General features: G+C 37.0%; 13 protein-coding genes and 1 pseudogene. 13 read left to right on the top strand and 1 reads right to left on the bottom strand.

Annotated features, from left to right (window positions below; all coding sequences use genetic code 11):
- Window positions 1-92 precede the first annotated feature (92 nt).
- From BIV60_RS11610 to BIV60_RS28405, 12 genes and pseudogenes are all read left to right on the top strand, one after another.
- Window positions 93-839 carry an aspartate/glutamate racemase family protein gene (locus BIV60_RS11610; protein ID WP_071355906.1) on the top strand — a complete coding sequence of 249 codons (747 nt, stop codon included), beginning with the start codon at window positions 93-95 and terminating at the stop codon, window positions 837-839.
- 337 nt (window positions 840-1,176) lie between these two features.
- Window positions 1,177-1,842 carry a GntR family transcriptional regulator gene (locus tag BIV60_RS11605; RefSeq protein ID WP_071355905.1) on the top strand — a complete coding sequence of 222 codons (666 nt, stop codon included), beginning with the start codon at window positions 1,177-1,179 and terminating at the stop codon, window positions 1,840-1,842.
- A gap of 378 nt (window positions 1,843-2,220) precedes the next feature.
- Window positions 2,221-3,627 (top strand): NCS1 family transporter, encoded by a 1,407-nt coding sequence (locus BIV60_RS11600; protein WP_071355904.1) that lies wholly within the window; start codon window positions 2,221-2,223, stop codon window positions 3,625-3,627.
- Window positions 3,628-3,704: 77 nt separating this feature from the next.
- Window positions 3,705-5,087: an allantoinase AllB gene (allB, locus tag BIV60_RS11595; protein ID WP_071355903.1), complete on the top strand. Its 1,383-nt coding sequence runs from the start codon at window positions 3,705-3,707 to the stop codon at window positions 5,085-5,087.
- A 121-nt stretch (window positions 5,088-5,208) separates the two neighbouring features.
- Window positions 5,209-6,474: an ArgE/DapE family deacylase gene (locus tag BIV60_RS11590; RefSeq protein ID WP_071355902.1), complete on the top strand. Its 1,266-nt coding sequence runs from the start codon at window positions 5,209-5,211 to the stop codon at window positions 6,472-6,474.
- A 431-nt stretch (window positions 6,475-6,905) separates the two neighbouring features.
- Window positions 6,906-7,598, top strand: a complete 693-nt coding sequence (locus BIV60_RS11585; RefSeq protein ID WP_071355901.1) for a GntR family transcriptional regulator — start codon at window positions 6,906-6,908, stop codon at window positions 7,596-7,598.
- Window positions 7,599-7,913: 315 nt separating this feature from the next.
- Complete coding sequence (locus tag BIV60_RS11580; RefSeq protein WP_071355900.1) at window positions 7,914-9,248, top strand: MFS transporter; 1,335 nt, start codon at window positions 7,914-7,916, stop codon at window positions 9,246-9,248.
- A gap of 21 nt (window positions 9,249-9,269) precedes the next feature.
- Window positions 9,270-10,010, top strand: a complete 741-nt coding sequence (locus BIV60_RS11575; protein ID WP_218145939.1) for a maleate cis-trans isomerase family protein — start codon at window positions 9,270-9,272, stop codon at window positions 10,008-10,010.
- Between the two features lie 272 nt (window positions 10,011-10,282).
- Window positions 10,283-11,224: a fumarylacetoacetate hydrolase family protein gene (locus BIV60_RS11570; RefSeq protein WP_071355899.1), complete on the top strand. Its 942-nt coding sequence runs from the start codon at window positions 10,283-10,285 to the stop codon at window positions 11,222-11,224.
- Between the two features lie 241 nt (window positions 11,225-11,465).
- Complete coding sequence (gene ystJ / locus BIV60_RS11565; RefSeq protein ID WP_071355898.1) at window positions 11,466-12,710, top strand: NADP-dependent malic enzyme; 1,245 nt, start codon at window positions 11,466-11,468, stop codon at window positions 12,708-12,710.
- An 850-nt stretch (window positions 12,711-13,560) separates the two neighbouring features.
- The gene (locus BIV60_RS11560) at window positions 13,561-15,741 is read left to right on the top strand and encodes a malate synthase G (RefSeq protein WP_071355897.1); all 2,181 of its coding nucleotides are present in this window, start codon (window positions 13,561-13,563) and stop codon (window positions 15,739-15,741) included.
- A 109-nt stretch (window positions 15,742-15,850) separates the two neighbouring features.
- Window positions 15,851-16,060, top strand: a pseudogene (locus tag BIV60_RS28405) (transposase); the annotation flags it as partial.
- A gap of 225 nt (window positions 16,061-16,285) precedes the next feature.
- Here BIV60_RS28405 and BIV60_RS11555 read toward each other — a convergent pair.
- Complete coding sequence (locus BIV60_RS11555) at window positions 16,286-17,179, bottom strand: LysR substrate-binding domain-containing protein (RefSeq protein WP_071355896.1); 894 nt, start codon at window positions 17,177-17,179, stop codon at window positions 16,286-16,288.
- A gap of 138 nt (window positions 17,180-17,317) precedes the next feature.
- Here BIV60_RS11555 and BIV60_RS11550 point away from each other — a divergent pair, with 138 nt between their 5' ends.
- On the top strand, window positions 17,318-18,337 hold the full coding sequence (locus tag BIV60_RS11550) for a carcinine hydrolase/isopenicillin-N N-acyltransferase family protein (RefSeq protein WP_071355895.1): 1,020 nt from the start codon (window positions 17,318-17,320) through the stop codon (window positions 18,335-18,337).
- Window positions 18,338-18,422 lie beyond the last annotated feature (85 nt).

Here is an 18,422-nt window from a genome sequence, read left to right as displayed (position 1 = left end):
AAGCATTTAGTTATACGGGTTGATGAACTTATACGAAAAATAACAATTTATGCGTAAAGAGCCTTTACAAAAGAAAAAAGGAGATTAAGCTTGTGCGAATCTTAGTTATTAATCCGAATATTTCAGAGAGCGTTACAGAACTTATTGCAAATGAGTCTCGACGTGTAGCTTCCCCAGGAACAGAATTAAAGTTTGTTACTGCACCTTTTGGAGTTGCTTATATTGAAACAAGAATAGAATCCCTAATTGGAGGATACGCTGCAGCCTGTCTTGCGGCTGAACACCACGGTGAATATGATGGTGTAATTATTGATGCTTTTGGAGATCCCGGACTTTTGGGTATCAAAGAAATGCTCAATGTTCCCGTAGTAGGAATGACAGAAGCCGCTTTGGCTTCGGCATGTCTTTTGGGACAACGCTTTTCGATTATTGCAATTTCATCACGTATCAAGGCATGGTATCAAGAGACTGTTGAGCGTAGCCATTTAACAACACGTCTTGCCAGCATCAGGTCATTAAATGACCCACTCCGTGATATTGGTGCTGTTCAGGAAGATCATTCCGAGCAGTTAAAAGAGCTTGCAAAAGAGGCAGTGGAAAAGGATGGTGCTGACGTTATTATTCTTGCTGGAGCTCCTCTTGCAGGGTTAGCTCGAACCCTTGAAGGTCAATTATCTGTCCCAGTAGTGGATGGCGTGTCTAGTGCTGTACGTCATTGTGAGTCACTAATAGCTCTTAATCCTGGGAATGCAGTATCAGGAAGTTTCGCTAAACCCCCTATAAAGCCAAACAAGGGGTTACCGCCGGCCCTAGCCGCTATTCTTGATCGCACTTGCTAATTTATTAAGATAAGTAGTATTTAAATTCAATAAAACGTTTTACAGGTATAATTGTTTAAATCCATAAAAGGTAGATTCCCTCGAATACTTGAGAAATCTACCTTTGAATCTAAAATGATAAGAGGTAAAAAATTATCATAATATAATTATTTGATTTTTCAGAAAACGCTTGCAAATAAAAACAATTTAAAGTATTCTATTTATAGAAATTGTATACAATCTAGTATTCCAAAAGAGATACAATAAAGATCATTATAGTGGAGCTTTTTTATTTCTCCTTCTGGGATTCTTTGTTGATGCTTATCATATTGAATTTTAGAAGAGAGGATAATGTGAAATGAATTCCAAGGAATTAGAAGTTTACAAAAAGATAAAGCAAGCGATCCTACATCGAAAGCTCTTTCCGAATATGCAATTAGTTGAAAAGGAAATAGCTGATTCCTTTGGGGTTAGCCGAACCCCAGTCCGTAATGTGCTTCGGAAATTGTCCTATGAGAGGTTGGTAAAGATTATTGAGAACAAAGGTGCATTCGTTACTTATTCCTCAATAGAAGAAGCAAAAGAAGTATTTGAAATGAGAAGAATTCTTGAGGCTGAGGCAGTTAGAAAAGCTTGTCGATTATACAACCAGGAACAGATTCAAGAACTTGAAAATATGCTTCAAGAGGAATTAAGAGAAATTGAACAGGGAAACTACTTTGAAGCTTTGCAAATGTCAGGAGATTTTCATTTGAAAATAGCCGAAATGGCAGGTAATTCTTATTTTTATCAGTATCTTGAAGATTTAATTTCGTTAACGTATGTTATTATTTCCATTTATGGAAGGGGAGATGAGAGAAATGGTACATGTTGTCACCATCTTGAAATCTTTCATGCTATTAAAGAAAGAGATGAAGATTTAGCTGAGAAATTGACTGTCGATCATTTGAAAGAAATCGAATCGAATCTTCATTTTAACGAAAACTTTCAGCACTCTACATCTCTTTTGGAACTTCTTACCTAAAAATATAAATTTTTTTGATTGATTGAAAACGCTTACCCGACTGTGAATATAGTTGATTGCGGATGTTCATTCTTCTCCTATGTAGTAAAAGCCTGTCTTTTACTTGGAGAGGGTTTTACATATAAATATATATAGGTGGTGATGGAACGCAATAAGGAAGTAATAAAAATGTGTTTATTTTTTTTACAAAAAAGAGGAAACGTGGTTGCGTATTAAACAACAAATTGTTTAATACTGACAGAAAAAATTTTTTAGTGGTAAATTTTAAAAATTGGAAAGACGGGATCATCGTCTATTGGTAAACATCTATGACCTAACTTGTAGAGCAATGTATTTTGAAATACCGTTTTACAATGAATAAGGGGAGTTGGGTTTATAATGTCAACAAATTTACAAAAAGAAGATGTTTATGCAGAGCCACAGATCCAATTTGCTGCTAATATCGATGAATCATTAAAGCCAAAAAGTGCAAAGGATCGAACGGTAAGCCCCCGAGACTATGTTTTTATGTGGATGGGTGACGGCGTTAATTTAGGCAATATGACGCTTGGAGCGAGTTTGTTTGTAGCTGGTGTTACAACGTTAAATATCTTTCAGACATTTTTAGCTGCTTTCATATCAATCGCTATAACTTCTACAATTTTTGCTTTAAATGACAGGCTAGGGTACAAAACAGGAATTCCATATGTTGTCCATCTAAGAATGTCCTTCGGGGAGAAAGGCGCCATCATTTCCTCCCTTTTGCGGGGAATCCCCGCCATCATTTGGTACGGTTTTCAAAGTTGGATTGGAGGTACTGCCTTAAATGAAATTGCGAAGATTGCTACAAGCGGAACCTTTGATAATGTTGCCATTTGTTTTGTTGTAATTCAACTAATCCAAATTGTACTTTCGATGTATGGCTTCCATGCCATTAAATGGGTGGAAACGCTTGTATCAGTTGTGATTATTGGAGCACTTCTATATGTATTTGTCATTCTTCTAAAAGACCATAGCGCTGTCATTGCAGAAAAATGGGTTCATGCAAAAGGTACCTGGGGCTTACCGTTCTTTGGGTTCATCATGGTGTTTATGGGAAATTATGCAGCGATCTTTTTAAGTGCTGCAGACTACTCACGAGAACTCAAAGCAGGTATTAGTGATAAAAAACGAGGATTATTGTACTTTTCGCCAATTTTAGTGGTGTATAGCGTAACACTTGCCATCGGTGCAATGCTTGCCGCGGTAACCGGCATCACTAATCCTGTTAAGGCATTTGCCATCGTAGTAGATAATTCTTATATTACATTTTTTGTTTCCGTATTTATTGTACTTGGTGCGATTGCTGTAAATATGGTTGCCAATATTATTCCGCCGACCTATGTTATTACATTACTTACAAAAGCGAAATTTAAAGTTTCTGTTACAATTACTGGACTTCTTGCATTAGGCTCATTCCCTTGGCTGCTTGTTCAGGATTCTAATGCAGAAGGTCTTAATTTATTTATTCTCACCTATTCCGCATTTTTAGGACCAATCGTTTCCATTTTATTGGTAGAATACTATATTTTAAGAAAGCAAAAAATAAATATAGAGGAATTGTATCAGGAGAACGGAACATTTTCCGGTCTTAATCCTGCTGCTGTGCTTGCAATGCTTATTGGTGCCATAGGAGCCTTTTTAGTTGTAAAGCTTGCATGGATTATTGGTCTTGTTACATCAGGCATTGCTTATTATCTCCTTACGAAGTATGCATTTAAAGATTCGAAATTCAAAAAAGGCACTATATTCGAAAAAGAGAGTTGACTTCATTAAATCTATATTCTAAAGATATTTTAATAATTTTTTTCTGAATTTTCATAAAAACTGGAGGGTTAGAGGGTATGAAATATGATTTGGTAATTAAAAATGGAAATGTTGTGTTGAAGAATTCTGTGGAACAGGTTGATATTGGTATTATCAATGGCAAAATTGTTGAAATATCTAAAAATATAACCGATCCTTCAAAAGAAGTTGTTGATGCCTTTAATCAGTATGTGATGCCAGGGATGATCGATACCCATGTTCATATTTGTGAACCTGGCAGAACGGTATGGGAAGGCTTTGAAACAGGGACAAAGGCTTTGGCTGCAGGAGGAACGACCGCTTTTGTCGATATGCCTTTAAATGCTCTTCCAGCTACTACAGATAAAGAGGCTTTAAGAAAAAAATTAAAATCTGCAGAAAATAAAGCCTATGTCGATTATGCACTATATGGGGGACTAGTTCCAGGAAACATCGATGATCTAAAAGATCTCTCAGATGAAGGTGTAGTTGCTTATAAATGTTTTATGGCAACATGCGGGACTGATGAGATTGGCGATTTCAAAAACGCTGATGACTACACTCTTTATCATGGAATGAAGAAATTGGCAGAATTAGGGCATGTTTTATCCATACATGCTGAAAGCGCTGAATTTACTGATAATTACGCGCTTGATAAAATCAAGCGGGGAAAGGTAGCTATTCGGGATTATGTAGAATCCAGACCGGTGATCGCAGAAGTTGATGCCGTAAGGCGAGCTTTATTTTTAGCAAAAGAAACAGGATGCAAATTGCATTTTGTTCATATCAGCAGTAAACGAGCAGTGGAGGAAATTCAAAAGGCACGTGAAGAGGGCCAAGATGTCACATTAGAGTCTTGTCCACATTATTTTACAATTGATTTAGAAGCTTTTGAAAAAATTGGGCCTGTTGCAAAATGTGCTCCTCCATTACGTGAAAAAGCTGAACAGGATCAATTATGGGAAGCTCTTTTGGAAGGGAAAATTGATATGCTGACTTCTGATCACTCCCCATGCCCGCCTGAAATGAAGCAAAGCGATACAAATAATATTTTTGATATCTGGGGGGGAATCAGCGGCTGCCAAAATAATGTTGATTTAATGTTTGATGAAGCAGTTAAAAAGCGCGGTTTTTCTATTAACCGTTTTGCCAGGATGATCGCAACCTTCCCTTCTGAGAGATTCAATTTACCTCAAAAAGGTAGTATCGACCTAGGTAAAGATGCAGACATCATCTTCATCGACCCGAATCAGTACTATACGGTACAGAAGGAAGACTTATATTATCGTCATCAGCACAGCCCTTATATTGGCCGGACAATCAATTGCCGGGTAACGAAAACTTTTGTTAGAGGGCAGATAGTATTTGATCTTGAAGAAGGAGTAGTTGGTAAACCAATAGGAAAGTATATTTCTGCAAAAAGTAGTTTAGTAGAAATTTAATTTTTCATTGGCAATGATCAAAAATGTCCAATAACAAGGATTTGCCTATTTGGTTCTCTCTTTGTTATTGGATGGGGTTAGGCTAAAAATTATAAAAACAATATTTAGGAGAGTATATAAGATGAAAACCGAAACATTAAGTCCAGAAAAACAACAAATTATTAATTTTATTGAGGAACAACAAGAAAATTTAATTAGTTTTTTACAAGAGCTTGTATCGATTCCGTCTGATAACCCTCCAGGTGACTGTCAAAAAATTGCTGAACATATTTTTAAGCGTCTTAAAGAATTTGAATTTGAAAATGTTTCAATCAATGAAGTAGAAGAAGAAAAAGTTAAAGCGGTTGGAAGGGATAAGGTTTCCAATGTTATTGGGTTCCAAACCTTTGGAAATACCCAAGGTCCGGAAATTACTTTGAATTCTCATGGAGATGTTGTACCTCCTGGGCTTGGATGGACCCAAGATCCTTATGGAAGCAATATTGTTGATGGAAAACTTTATGGCCGCGGTGCAGCTGTATCAAAATCCGATATCGCCTCTTTTACATTCGCTACATTAGCATTGAGACAATTGAAAGAAAAATTAAACGGAAAAATTTCATTGGCTTTTACATTTGATGAAGAAACGGGCGGAGACATCGGACCAAAATGGCTTCTCGAGAAAGGGCTTATAAACCCTAATATGGCGATTTGTGCGGGATTTACCTATTCCCTTGTCAATGCTCATAATGGTTGCCTTCATTTAGAAGTAAAATTGAAAGGAAAGTCTGCTCATGCTGCGGAGCCGCAATATGGACATGATGCCTTGGAGGCAATGACAGGTGTTTTAAGTGCATTATACGAATACAGAAAAGGCTTCTCGGAGATAAAATCTACTATTCCTAATATTGGTTCTCCTAATCTAGTAGTTGGATTGATTTCAGGTGGTATTAATACGAATGTTGTTCCAGATACAGCGACCATTCGGATCGATAGAAGATTAATTCCTGAAGAAAATCCTAAGTTTGCAGAAGAAGAAATCCGTAATGTCATTGTAGAAGCACTTGAAAATTATCCAGGAGTGGAAGCAGAAGTTAATCAAATTTTATTAGCACCAAGCATGGGCCCTGTTCCAGTTAATTCTCCATTGGTACAATCTTTCACAGTTAATTGGTCAAAAATTATGGGTGGAGAAGAGCTTCCAATAGTGGGATCTCCTCTATATACGGATGCTCGTCACTTCTATGAAGCTGATATTCCTGTTGTTTTATATGGTGCTGGCCCTAGAACATTATTGGAAGCAAATGGACACCGTGCAGACGAGCACGTAAAAGTAGATGATCTAATAAAAGCAGCAAAAATTGTTGCTCTCACGTTATATGATCTTTTGCAGGGACAAAATAATTAATTGATATTTCGATAAATCCCTGGCTGTTAAAACCCAGATGATGAATTCATAAATCCTAAAAGAGGAAGAATTATTTGATTTGTTAAAGGATAAACTTATGGAGCTTGGGAAGAATGTCGCTATGCGCTAGGGATATAAAAGTAAAGAAATATAATTTGAGAGAATAATTATGAAGACATAATGAGTGTGTTATGTCTTTTTTTATGGCTTAGACTTATCTTATTAATTTTTGATGAAATATTGATTTTAATAGTAGAAATTATAAGAAAATTTCAAATAAATATTGAAAATGTTTGTTAAAGATGTTATTTTTAGTTTAGAAAAAAAAAAATGGAAACGATGTTTCTTATTAAGCAACAAAAAACGTCTCTGGTTTTAAAAATATTAAAGCCTGATCAATGTGTCTATTAACGACAAGATAGGAGAACACGATGAATTCTTTCTCTATAGAAAAACCAGTGAGATATTATGATCAGGTCTATAATTCGATTAAAGAAAAAATTGTGAAAGGAGTTTTAAAGCCTGGTGATAGTATTTTTGAATCTAGAATAGCAAAAGAATTACATATTAGCCGCAGCCCGGTAAGGGAAGCGGTCCGTGCATTGGAAAAAGAAGGATTATTGGTTATTGATGAAAAATCAAGAATAGCCGTTTATAAACCAACATTAAAGGATATTGCCGATATATATGAATGCCGTATGGCACTTGAGTCATTAGCCACTAGATTGACAACAAGGTACGCAACAAACCAGGAAATAAAAGATATTGAAAATACCGTTCTAAATGTAAAGCAGAACCTTAATGCTGAAGGTGAACGAAATAGGGATGTGCTAATTGAGGAAAATGGCCGTTTTCATGATCTGATAACAAAATATAGTCAAAATAGAAGGTTACAGAAACAACTAAGGGATTTAAAATCTCTAAGTCAATATTATCGAGTATTAAATTTTCAGGGTGATAATAGAGAGTGGATTGTTTTTAACGAACATCAAGAAATCCTTGATCAAATTAAACGAAGAAATGAAGAAAATGCTTCGTTAAAAATGAAAAAACATCTTGAAACTGATTTGCTGCATTTAAAGGAGATTTTTAATAGTCAGCTAAAACTTGGAAAAACGGAATAGGCCCTGTTTTTCTTTGTTGTTTACATATTGATAAATATTGGAGGTGGATAAATAAAGTGTCGACAGACGACATATGGTTCAGGATATGGAGAAATCTGACTTGACCATACCAAAGTACAAATTGCTAATCGTTTTGTAAGCGATGCCATTGTAAGGGTGTTTACATAGTTTAATTAAACGTTACTTGCTAAATGAAAACCTCTTGTAAAGTCCCCAGGTGTTTTTCCTAGTTATTGAAGGGGGTGATTCCTAAACATTACCTAATCTTTGGAGTAAAACACATCGTACATCTTTATCTTAAAAAGGGGGATTTTTATGGCAAGAGGTAACGTAAATTTAAATGTGCAAGAACCGCGTATTGATTTAGCGGCAAAACCAACCAATATCCGTTGGCGAGTATTCTTTATGCTGCTTATGCTCGTAACTATTAACTATGTTGACCGTGCTGTTTTGTCTATTGCAATGCCTGCTATTCAAAAGGATTTGGGGTTGGACGCGGCTGTTGTAGGTACAATCCTTAGTGCATTCTTCTGGGGCTATGCTGCAATGCAAATCCCATCCGGCTGGATTGCCGACAGAGTCCGTCCAGACAAGGTAGTTTTTGGCGCTGCGTTGGGTTGGGGGATTGTTCAGACGTTGACAGGTTTCATCACTGGTGTAAAATCACTTATGTTCTTGCGTGTATTGCTGGGAATCACTGAAGCACCTGTGATGCCGGGTTCTTCGAAACTTCAAACCATTTGGTTAAGCTCTAAGGAAAGAGGCCGCGGGGCTACGATCATCGACTCTGGTGCACCACTTGGAACAGCTGTAGGCGGACCGATTATCGTTGCTTTTATGGCTTGGTTTGGCGGCTGGCGTGGAGCATTGATTGGTGCAGGTGTCCTTACGATTGTTGTTGCTTGGCTTGTTTGGAGAGTCATTAAAGGTGGACCAGCTTCAAACTCTAAGGTTAATGCTGCTGAACGTGAATATATCCGCAAAGCTCTTGCAGAAGAATATGAAGAACACAATAAAAATGCAACCGGTATCAAAATTGGCGCTAAAGATTATTTATCAGCACGCAATTTCTGGTGCATGTGTCTCGGCTGGTTTTCCTTTAATACAGTTTTCTACGGATTACTAACTTGGGGTCCTTCTTATCTTGCGCAAACACAACATCTTGATATTAAATCGATTGGTTTCTCTACCTTAGTTATTTTTGGATGTGGGTTTGTCGGCGAAATTATCGGCGGATTAATCACTGACAAATGGCGTGACAAAGGCGGCAATTTCAATACCGTAATGAGAACGATGTTGTCAATCGCTGGTATCATGACTGCAGGAGCTATCTTTATGCTAAGCAGATCTACATCTCTTACAATGGCAATTACAACACTTTCAATAGCGTTGTTCTTCCTTCGCTGGGGCGGATTGTACTGGGCAGTACCAGCTGCGATTTCTCAGCGCGAACACGTTGGAACCATCGGCGGATGTATGAACCTTGCCGGCAATATTGCAGGAGTAATCACTCCAATCTACATCGGACTAATTGTATCTACAACTGGCTCTTACTTTATCGCACTAATGGTATTCGTTTGTGCAGGACTTCTTTTGGCAACTGTTTCAAGCTTAATTAACTACAACAAGAAAATTGGTGTATCAAATTAATATTAATAAGGGGGATTTATTTTGAAAGAACCTAAAAAAATTGGGATGTTAACACCTTCATCAAATACTGCATTGGAGCCGATTTGCTCAAGGATGCTGCATGATGTACCGGGAGTAACTTGCCATTATAGCCGATTCGAAGTTACAAAAATCTCTCTTGAGCAGGATTCCTTAAGCCAATTTAATATGGAACCAATGCTTCGGGCTGCTGAATTATTGGCACATGCCGAAGTGGATGTTATTGCCTGGAACGGAACTTCCGGCGGCTGGATTGGCTTCGATGTGGACCGCAAGCTTTGCGAAGCGATTACGGAAAGAACAGGAATTCCAGCAACAACTTCGATGCTGTCTCAGATTAGAGCATTCAAAGAGCACGATATTAAATCTGTGCATCTTGTAACTCCTTATATTCCTGAAATTAATAAATTAATTGCAAAACAATATAAGGAACAATGCGGTATCGAAACGGTTAATATTTCTGGACTTGATATCACTCACAATCGGTCATTTAGCTTAGTATCCCAGGAAAGAATTGAAGATCAAATTAAGGAAGTAACTGTTTCTCCGGCAGATGCTTTAAGTGTTGTTTGTACTAATTTCCCTGCTGTTTCAAAAGTTGAATATTATGAAGAAAAGTACAACATACCAATGTATGACACTATTAATGTACTTATGTGGGAATGTTTAAAAATGGTAGATATAGATCCTACTATACTTAAAGGATGGGGAAAAGTATTTTCCAAGGTAACGGTAAATAATTAAGTCAAAAACAGAGCATTCAACCTGTGGGGGGTTGTACTGCTCACGACATTTTTATTCTTGACATAATACAGGTATCTGCATGGTTGATTACGTAATCTTTACCGACTCCATACATTTTACGGGACAGAAGGTTTGCTGTCCCAACCCTTTATGTATGCAATTTTCAATGTGCAGATACCATTCATTATAACATACATGTTGTATTTTTTAACCTGTATACATAACAGTTATCTCCAGTAAACTTTCATTAAATTATTTAGGAGGATTTGAAAATGATCACGGTTACTTTTTATAAAAATAATCGGCTAGTTTTAGGAGTTAAAACAAATAGGGGAGTGTTAGATATTGAAGCTGCATATGCCAAGTTTCCCGATATAAATAATATACCTAAAACAGTATTTGAATTAGTTACTCTAGGAGAAAGTGCAAAACAAGGGCTTCAAAGGCTGATTGAATATTCCCTAATGGATGATGACTTATTTCACAAGGAAGATTTACTTACCTACGGACCATGTGTACCTAAGCCCCAGAAAATAATCTGCATCGGATTAAATTACAAAAAGCATGCAATCGAGTGTAATATGCCTTTCCCTGCAACTCCAATTTTATTTAGTAAATTTAATAACACGATTAATGCACATGGAAAAGATATTTTCATACCCATCACATCTTCACAAGTTGATTATGAAGCAGAATTAGCTATTGTTATCGGCCAAAAGGCGAAAAATGTAAAAGTAGAAAATGCACTATCTGTCGTTTATGGTTATTGCTCTGCGAATGATGTATCTGCCCGTGATTTACAAAATAAATCTTCACAGTGGGTGCTAGGGAAAACATGTGATGGATTTTGTCCGATTGGTCCAAATTTAGTTAGCAAAGAGGAAGTCGAAAATCCCAATAACTTAAAGATTACCTTATCCGTTAATGGAGAAATACGCCAAGATTCAAATACTTCAGATATGATATTTAGTTGTGAAGAACTAGTAAGTTATGTTTCAAACCATTTAACTCTTCAACCAGGTGATATCATTTTAACCGGAACTCCGGAAGGTGTAATTTTGGGGTATTCTGAGGACAAAAGGGTTTGGCTAAAAGATGGTGATGAAGTAACAGTTGAAATTGAAAAGCTCGGAAAATTAACAAATATATTTAGAAGGGAACAAACCGATGAATCAGTTAGAAGTGATATTTATGAAGTGAGTGGAACGATTTGAGGAAAATTAGAATTGTAAATTGAAGAAATTTTCTAAAAACACCTTGAAAGTGATTAGATAGAATGGTAAGATTTCCGTAAACAAAACAATTGTGGAACTTTGTTTCACAATAGGCAACATTTACTTTATGGAAAAAAGTAATAAGTAAATCGTTGCTTTTTTTTAAGAAATTATAGAAACGTCGTTTTGTAATAAGCAACAATGAATAGTGCAAATATTAAGCAATGGAAAGAGGGATTGTATGTCAACGTTACGTGAAGAAGCATTAAAGATACACAAAAAGTATCAAGGAAAACTGGGGGTTCATTCAAAAATTCCTGTGCAGGATGCAAATGATTTAAGTCTTGCCTACTCTCCAGGTGTTGCGGAGCCTTGCCTGGACATTTATAAGGATGAAAGCAAAGTGTATGATTACACTATGAAGGGGAATCTCGTTGCTGTTATCTCGGACGGAACTGCCGTACTTGGTCTAGGAAATATTGGCCCGAAAGCTGCTATGCCTGTTATGGAAGGAAAAGCATTATTATTCAAATCATTTGCCGGTGTCGATGCATTTCCGATTTGCCTGGATACAACGGATCCGGATAAAATCGTGGAGGTCGTCAAATTATTGGAACCGACTTTTGGTGGAGTTAACTTAGAAGATATCGCGGCACCGCAATGCTTTGAAATTGAAGAACGCTTACGAAAAGTGTGTGATATTCCTATTTTCCATGATGACCAGCATGGAACAGCCATCGTAACGGCTGCAGGGTTAATCAACGCTCTTAAATTGGCTGACAAAAAAATCGAGGATATTCGTGTCGTTGCCAACGGCGCTGGAGCAGCAGGTGTAGCGATTGTAAAGCTCTTACTTCATATGGGAGTAAATGATATCATTTTATGTGATACAAAAGGGATCATCTATGAAGGACGCCCTTTCGGGATGAATCCGTTCAAAGAGGAAATGGCTCGCATCACCAATAAAGGACAAAAGCATGGGACACTGGCTGATGCTCTTGAGGGCGCGGATGTCTTTGTTGGTGTATCGGCCGCAGGTGCTGTAACGAAAGAAATGATTCGTTCCATGAACCATCATCCGATAATTTATGCTATGGCCAATCCGGTTCCGGAAATCATGCCGGAAGATGCAAAAGAAGCCGGAGCGCTAGTCATTGGAACAGGTCGTTCTGATTTCCCGAATCAGGTCAACAACGTATTGGCGTTCCCAGGAATTTTCCGTGGTGCATTAGATGTTTGTGCAAGAGAAATCAATGAAGAAATGAAGCTGGCAGCTGTTTATGCCATTGCGGAATTGATTTCAGCTGAGGAGCTTCATGTTGATTATGTTATTCCAGATCCATTCGACCGAAGAGTAGCGGCACATGTAGCGGCAGCTGTTGCCAACGCAGCGATGGAAACAGGCGTTTCACAAAAACATGTAAATGTAGAAGAAATCAAAAAGAATCTATTATCAGTAGAAGATAAACAACCTATTTTTTTATAAAAAAGTCTATTCACTGGTATAGAAGTCTAGGAAAACCTACTTCACGCTAATTTATAAGCAGACATTGAGTATATTTTTTCGAAACCTTGGACATACGGACACCACAATATTAACAAAGATTGGCGTTAGTATGTCCAAGGATAATTTATTTTTATTAAATCTGTGCAATTTTTTAGTAGATTTTGATGGATGATGAGTAGCATTACTGGAACAACTACAGTTATGATTTCTCTTAGAAACGTTGAAGTGGATTAATTGTTACCCTTTTTGGTTTACTCTCCCCGGTTAGTTCCTCGTTCAAACTCTTCAAAATAATAAAAGTAGTGAAATACACTCCTATTTAATAAGTTATTTTCTATTTTAACCTGAAAACCTTCTCTCATTTATTTACGATAAGGATTATTGTTTTTAAAAACTAGGAATCTTTTATCTTAGTCCCATACAAAAAGGTGCTTCGTGCTTCGGTACTACGGACTGGTCAGAAGGAATATCTTTCTACCATTTCAATACGTGTTTTTTTGGAACTGAACTGCCCAAAATCCACGGTAAATAGACACGAAAGATTTGTGCTGTAGGTGATGAACAATTAAGAAGATTGTAATATTTATTCCCCTATATCGTTCAATAGAGTTTGGTTACCTTTTGTCTGAGATTTGCATAAAAGTTAATTATAATTAAAATATTTATTTAAAAATTTAAAATTTTGAAGTAAATATTTTGAATAATATTGAAATAAAATAGATAATCGTGCTATGCTGTTTTAAACAAATAATGAAACGTCGTCGCGTAATAACAAACGACGAAGCGGAAACACAAATTGTATTTCAATTAATTTGGGGGGAATCGTATCATGATGAATTACATTAATAAAGGAAAACTTCAAGTAGCTCAAGAACTCTATGAATTTATTAATTCAGAAGTCCTTCCAGAGAGCGGATTGGATACAGAGCAATTTTGGTCTGGTTTTGAAGGGTTAATCCATGATTTAACACCTCTAAACAAAAAGTTATTAAAGACACGTGAAGTTATTCAAAGCAAACTTAATGCATGGTATCGCGAGAGCAAAGGAAACTTTGACCTCGATACATATAAGTCATTTTTGAAAGAAATTGGTTATCTTGAACCGGAAGTAGAAAATTTTGAGATTGGTACAGCTGGAGTGGATGATGAAATCACCCTGCAGGCTGGCCCGCAATTAGTTGTACCGGTAAATAATGCGCGTTATGCAATTAATGCAGCCAATGCTCGTTGGGGAAGCCTTTATGATGCTTTATACGGTACAGATGCAATCAGTGAGGAGGATGGAGCCGGGCGTCAAGGTGGGTATAACCCTGTCCGCGGCAAAAAAGTAATCGAGTTTGCCAGAAATTTTTTAGACCAAGCGGCACCCTTAAATGATTTCTCTCACAAGGACGTAGATCGCTATACGGTGGGAGATGGTAAACTTAACGTTTCTTTAAGCAATGGTATCAAGACTGGTTTAAAGAATGAAGCAAAATTTGTCGGCTACCAGGGTGAGCAGGAAAACCCATCTGCTATCTTGCTGAAAAATAACGGACTTCATTTTGAAATACAAATCGACCGTAATCATCCGATCGGCAAAACGGATAAGGCTTTTGTTAAAGATGTCCTCTTAGAAGCAGCTGTTACAACGATTATCGATTGCGAAGACTCTGTTGCTGCGGTAGATGCTGAGGACAAGGTGCTAGTCTATCGAAACTGGTTGGGCCTTATGAAAGGAAACTTATCATCAACTTTCAAAAAAGGCGATAAAGTCATGACAAGGATGCTTAATTCAGATCGCTGTTACGTATCACCCGAGGGAAAAGAAATTACGTTAAAAGGCCGTTCCCTTTTATTTGTCCGTAATGTAGGACATTTGATGACAAATAGTGCAATCCTCGATCAAAACGGGGAAGAGATACAAGAAGGGATAATGGATGCTGTCATCACGAGCCTTGTCGCGAAACATACGCTGCTTGGAAATGGCCAATACCAAAACACGGCAAAGGGATCTATCTATATTGTAAAGCCGAAAATGCATGGGTCAGAAGAGGTCTCATTTGCTAATCAGCTTTTTAGTAGGGTTGAAGATTTACTTGGGCTTAAACGAAACACTCTTAAAATAGGTGTAATGGATGAAGAACGAAGAACGACATTGAATATGAAGGCATGTATTAAACAAGTGAAAGACCGGGTTGTATTTATAAATACCGGCTTTCTCGACCGTACAGGAGATGAAATTCATACCTCTATGGAAGCTGGCCCAATGATTCGTAAGAAAGATATGAAATCATCCAAATGGCTGCAGGGGTATGAACAATCAAATGTAATTGCAGGACTCTCATGCGGCTTCAAGGACCGTGCCCAGATCGGTAAAGGAATGTGGGCAATGCCAGATTTAATGTCCGAGATGCTTAAGCAAAAGATCGGTCAAGTAAAAACCGGAGCAAATACTGCTTGGGTACCATCTCCAACAGCTGCAACATTGCATGCTTTACACTACCATGAAATAGATGTAAAAGCAGTGCAGAATGAAAAACTAAATCAGTCAGCAGACTTACTGGAAGATATTTTAGAAATGCCAGTTGTTATAAACCCTAACTGGGCTGCTGAAGAAATTCAGGAAGAACTCGATAACAATTGCCAAACTCTTCTCGGCTATGTTGTCCGATGGGTTGAGCAAGGAGTCGGTTGTTCAAAAGTATTAGATATCAATAATGTGGGATTAATGGAAGATCGTGCAACATTAAGAATTTCAAGCCAGCATTTGACTAACTGGCTTCACCATGGTATTTGCACAAAAGAGCAAGTCCTTGATACATTGCAGCGCATGGCAAAAGTAGTAGACCAGCAAAATCTGGGAGATTCTTATTATCGATCTATGGCTCCCAATTTTGACGACTCAGTGGCCTTCCAAGCTGCTTGCGACTTGATTTTCGAAGGTTATGACCAGCCAAATGGCTATACTGAACCAATTCTTCATCGAAGACGTATTGAAGCCAAAGCAAAGTTTGCGATATACCAATAATTATTCATATGTATTTGATCAGAGGCATTCTATTGATTAGAATGCCTTCGTTATAACGTCTTGAATTAGTCTAATCGACAGTTCAAAAGGAGAAACACCTGAGTCAGACCTTTGCCATACAGAAGAGATTATAAAGATTTATTCACGTATCAAAGAAACGATTGAACGTGTATTTACGGATGCAAAGGAAAAGCATGGTATGCATTGGACACCCTTAAGGGGCCTTAAAAAATTGTCCATGCAGGTGATGCTTAGTTTTGCTGCAATGAGTTTAAAGAAAATGGCCAATTGGACTTGGAATAGTTCAGAAATTGCATAAAAAATGACAAAATGCCTCCGAATGGGCTAATTCGGAATGCCTTTTGTCAAGTATGGAGGGGAATTTTCATGCTTTCTTTAATGTTTTCATTAATCAAAATAAATTGAAGCCTATCATCAAATGCTTTAAGGCTCATGAAAAATATGTAATTATGGAAACAAGCACTTATCTCCCATTAAAAGTATCAGGCACCTATGGTCTAATAAATCAATACTAACAGAAAATTTAAAATAGGGATTGTAATTCCTTAGAGAAAATAATTTCTTTTAGCATATCGACATTTTTATTTGAGTATAAGTTAGTTTTTGTCACCCAGTAAAATTTTTGAGTCATTTTTTGTCCGCTAATTCTTAAGACCTTTAAGGTACCCTTTTGGATCTCCTGTTGTACTGCCGAGTAGAATACAATACCTACTCCTAACCCATTTTCTACCGAACTTTTTAGTGCCTCTGTATCTCCAATTTCCATCGAATTCGATGGAGAAAATTCAACTCCCATCCGCTTTAATGTTTCTTCGGCAAGCTTATGAGAACCGTTTTCCATAATAATGAAATTTGCTTCCAGCAGCTCTTTGATTCCTAATTCATGTTTTTTGGCCCATGGGTGATTTGGTGAGATGATTAGAACAATCTCGTCTTCCGCGAATGGTTCCGCTATCAGCGAATTCATTTGTATTTCCTCAACTATAAGTGCCACATCAATTTCATCATTTAAAAGTTTTCGAATAACTTCTTTCGTTTTTCCAACCTTCACATGAATAATATTTTCTACCATATTTCTCTTACACAGAGATATTATTCTTGGGAGAAAATAGGTACCGATGGTTAAACTTGTACCCACTTTTATTGGATTATTACTAGTCTTTTGTTCTTGAGTTGCTATAAATGATTGGTCATATAAAAAGAGAATTTTCTCTGCATAGGTTACTAATGTTTCGCCTGCAGGTGTCAATAATACATTCTTCGAGCGAATAAATAAAGGAACGTTGTACAACTTTTCCAGGTTTTTAATATGTTGACTGACAGCAGGCTGGGAAATATGTAATTTTTCTGCTACTCTAGAAAAATTCTTATCCTTAGCCAGGGTTAAAAAAATACGATACATTTGCTCAATATCCATAGCATTCCCTCTTTCTTATAACTATAAGCATAGACTTATAGGACACATAAAAAATCAGTATTTCCGTAATAATCTAATTACAATTATAATTCAATTAATTCAATATTCAATTTATATTCGAATTAAAGGAGGAGAAAAGTGAAAATAATATTAAACCTAGTAATAGTGGGTGTGATTCTTCTTATTTTTGGTTCCGATCATTCGGTCTTAGCAGCTTGTACCATCATGGGAGCAACTGGTACAGCGACCGTTGGCAGGCGTGTATTTTTGGCATCTACCAGTGATAACCCTTACCTCGAAGGTCCGAGAAAACCTGTATGTGTGACAATTCCAAAAGAAGGAGGATATAAATTTGTGCATACCCCCTGTCTTATTAAAGACACTTCCGGAGAACTAGTTAATATTGGTTCCGATAGGGGGATGAATGAAACAGGTTTTTCCTGGACTAGAGCTTGGGTTGTACCTAAAGAAGTGGAAAATCCTTATAAACTAGATGCTGTTGATTGGTTTATAAAAATGGGGGCAAATATTTCGACGGTCGATGAAGCAATTAAATTTGTTAAAGAGAATCCAAAAGGAATTGGAACCCAGGGTAATTACCTTTTTGCGGATATTAATGGGAACATGGCTGTTGTAGAAGTTGGCTATAAGACTGTTACAGTGGCAGAAATATTCACTATCAAAGACAATGGTATAGCAGCAAGAGCCAATAGGTGGGAAACTGATACGATGATACCACTCGATGATAGCAAAAGAGGAAATTCCATTCATTTTGATTCATCCGAATTCCGTTATCATCGAGCTATGAAACTCTTAAAAGAAAACTCATTCCAAATTGATTTAGAAACAATGAAAAAAATAACCAGTGATAGAACTCCCGATCCAAAAGCACCACACGAAAAGTCTATTTCCAATCACGGACTTCAAAGCGGGACAGTAAGTTCCGAGATTTATGATCCACAAAATCTTACTTTCTGGTATACATACGGCTGGCCGGATGGAGAAGTTGATAATGTCGATACAGTTATCTTTGGTGAAAATAAAAACACATGGGGCAAATGGATTCCTTTTGTACTAACTGAACTAAATGAGGAAGGTTATTATACCGATTGGACTGGGAACATCACTCCAATAGGGGCTAGATATTTAGGAAGGTAAATTCTTTGATTTAACTTCATTCACAGTATTGAAAGCTCTTATTTTTAAGGAAAATTATTTGAATGCAGGATTTAATAAAACTAGC

This window comes from Bacillus sp. MUM 116, assembly GCF_001866655.1.
In the GTDB taxonomy this organism is placed as follows: domain Bacteria; phylum Bacillota; class Bacilli; order Bacillales; family Cytobacillaceae; genus Neobacillus.
This window is presented reverse-complemented; position numbering and strand designations above follow the sequence as displayed.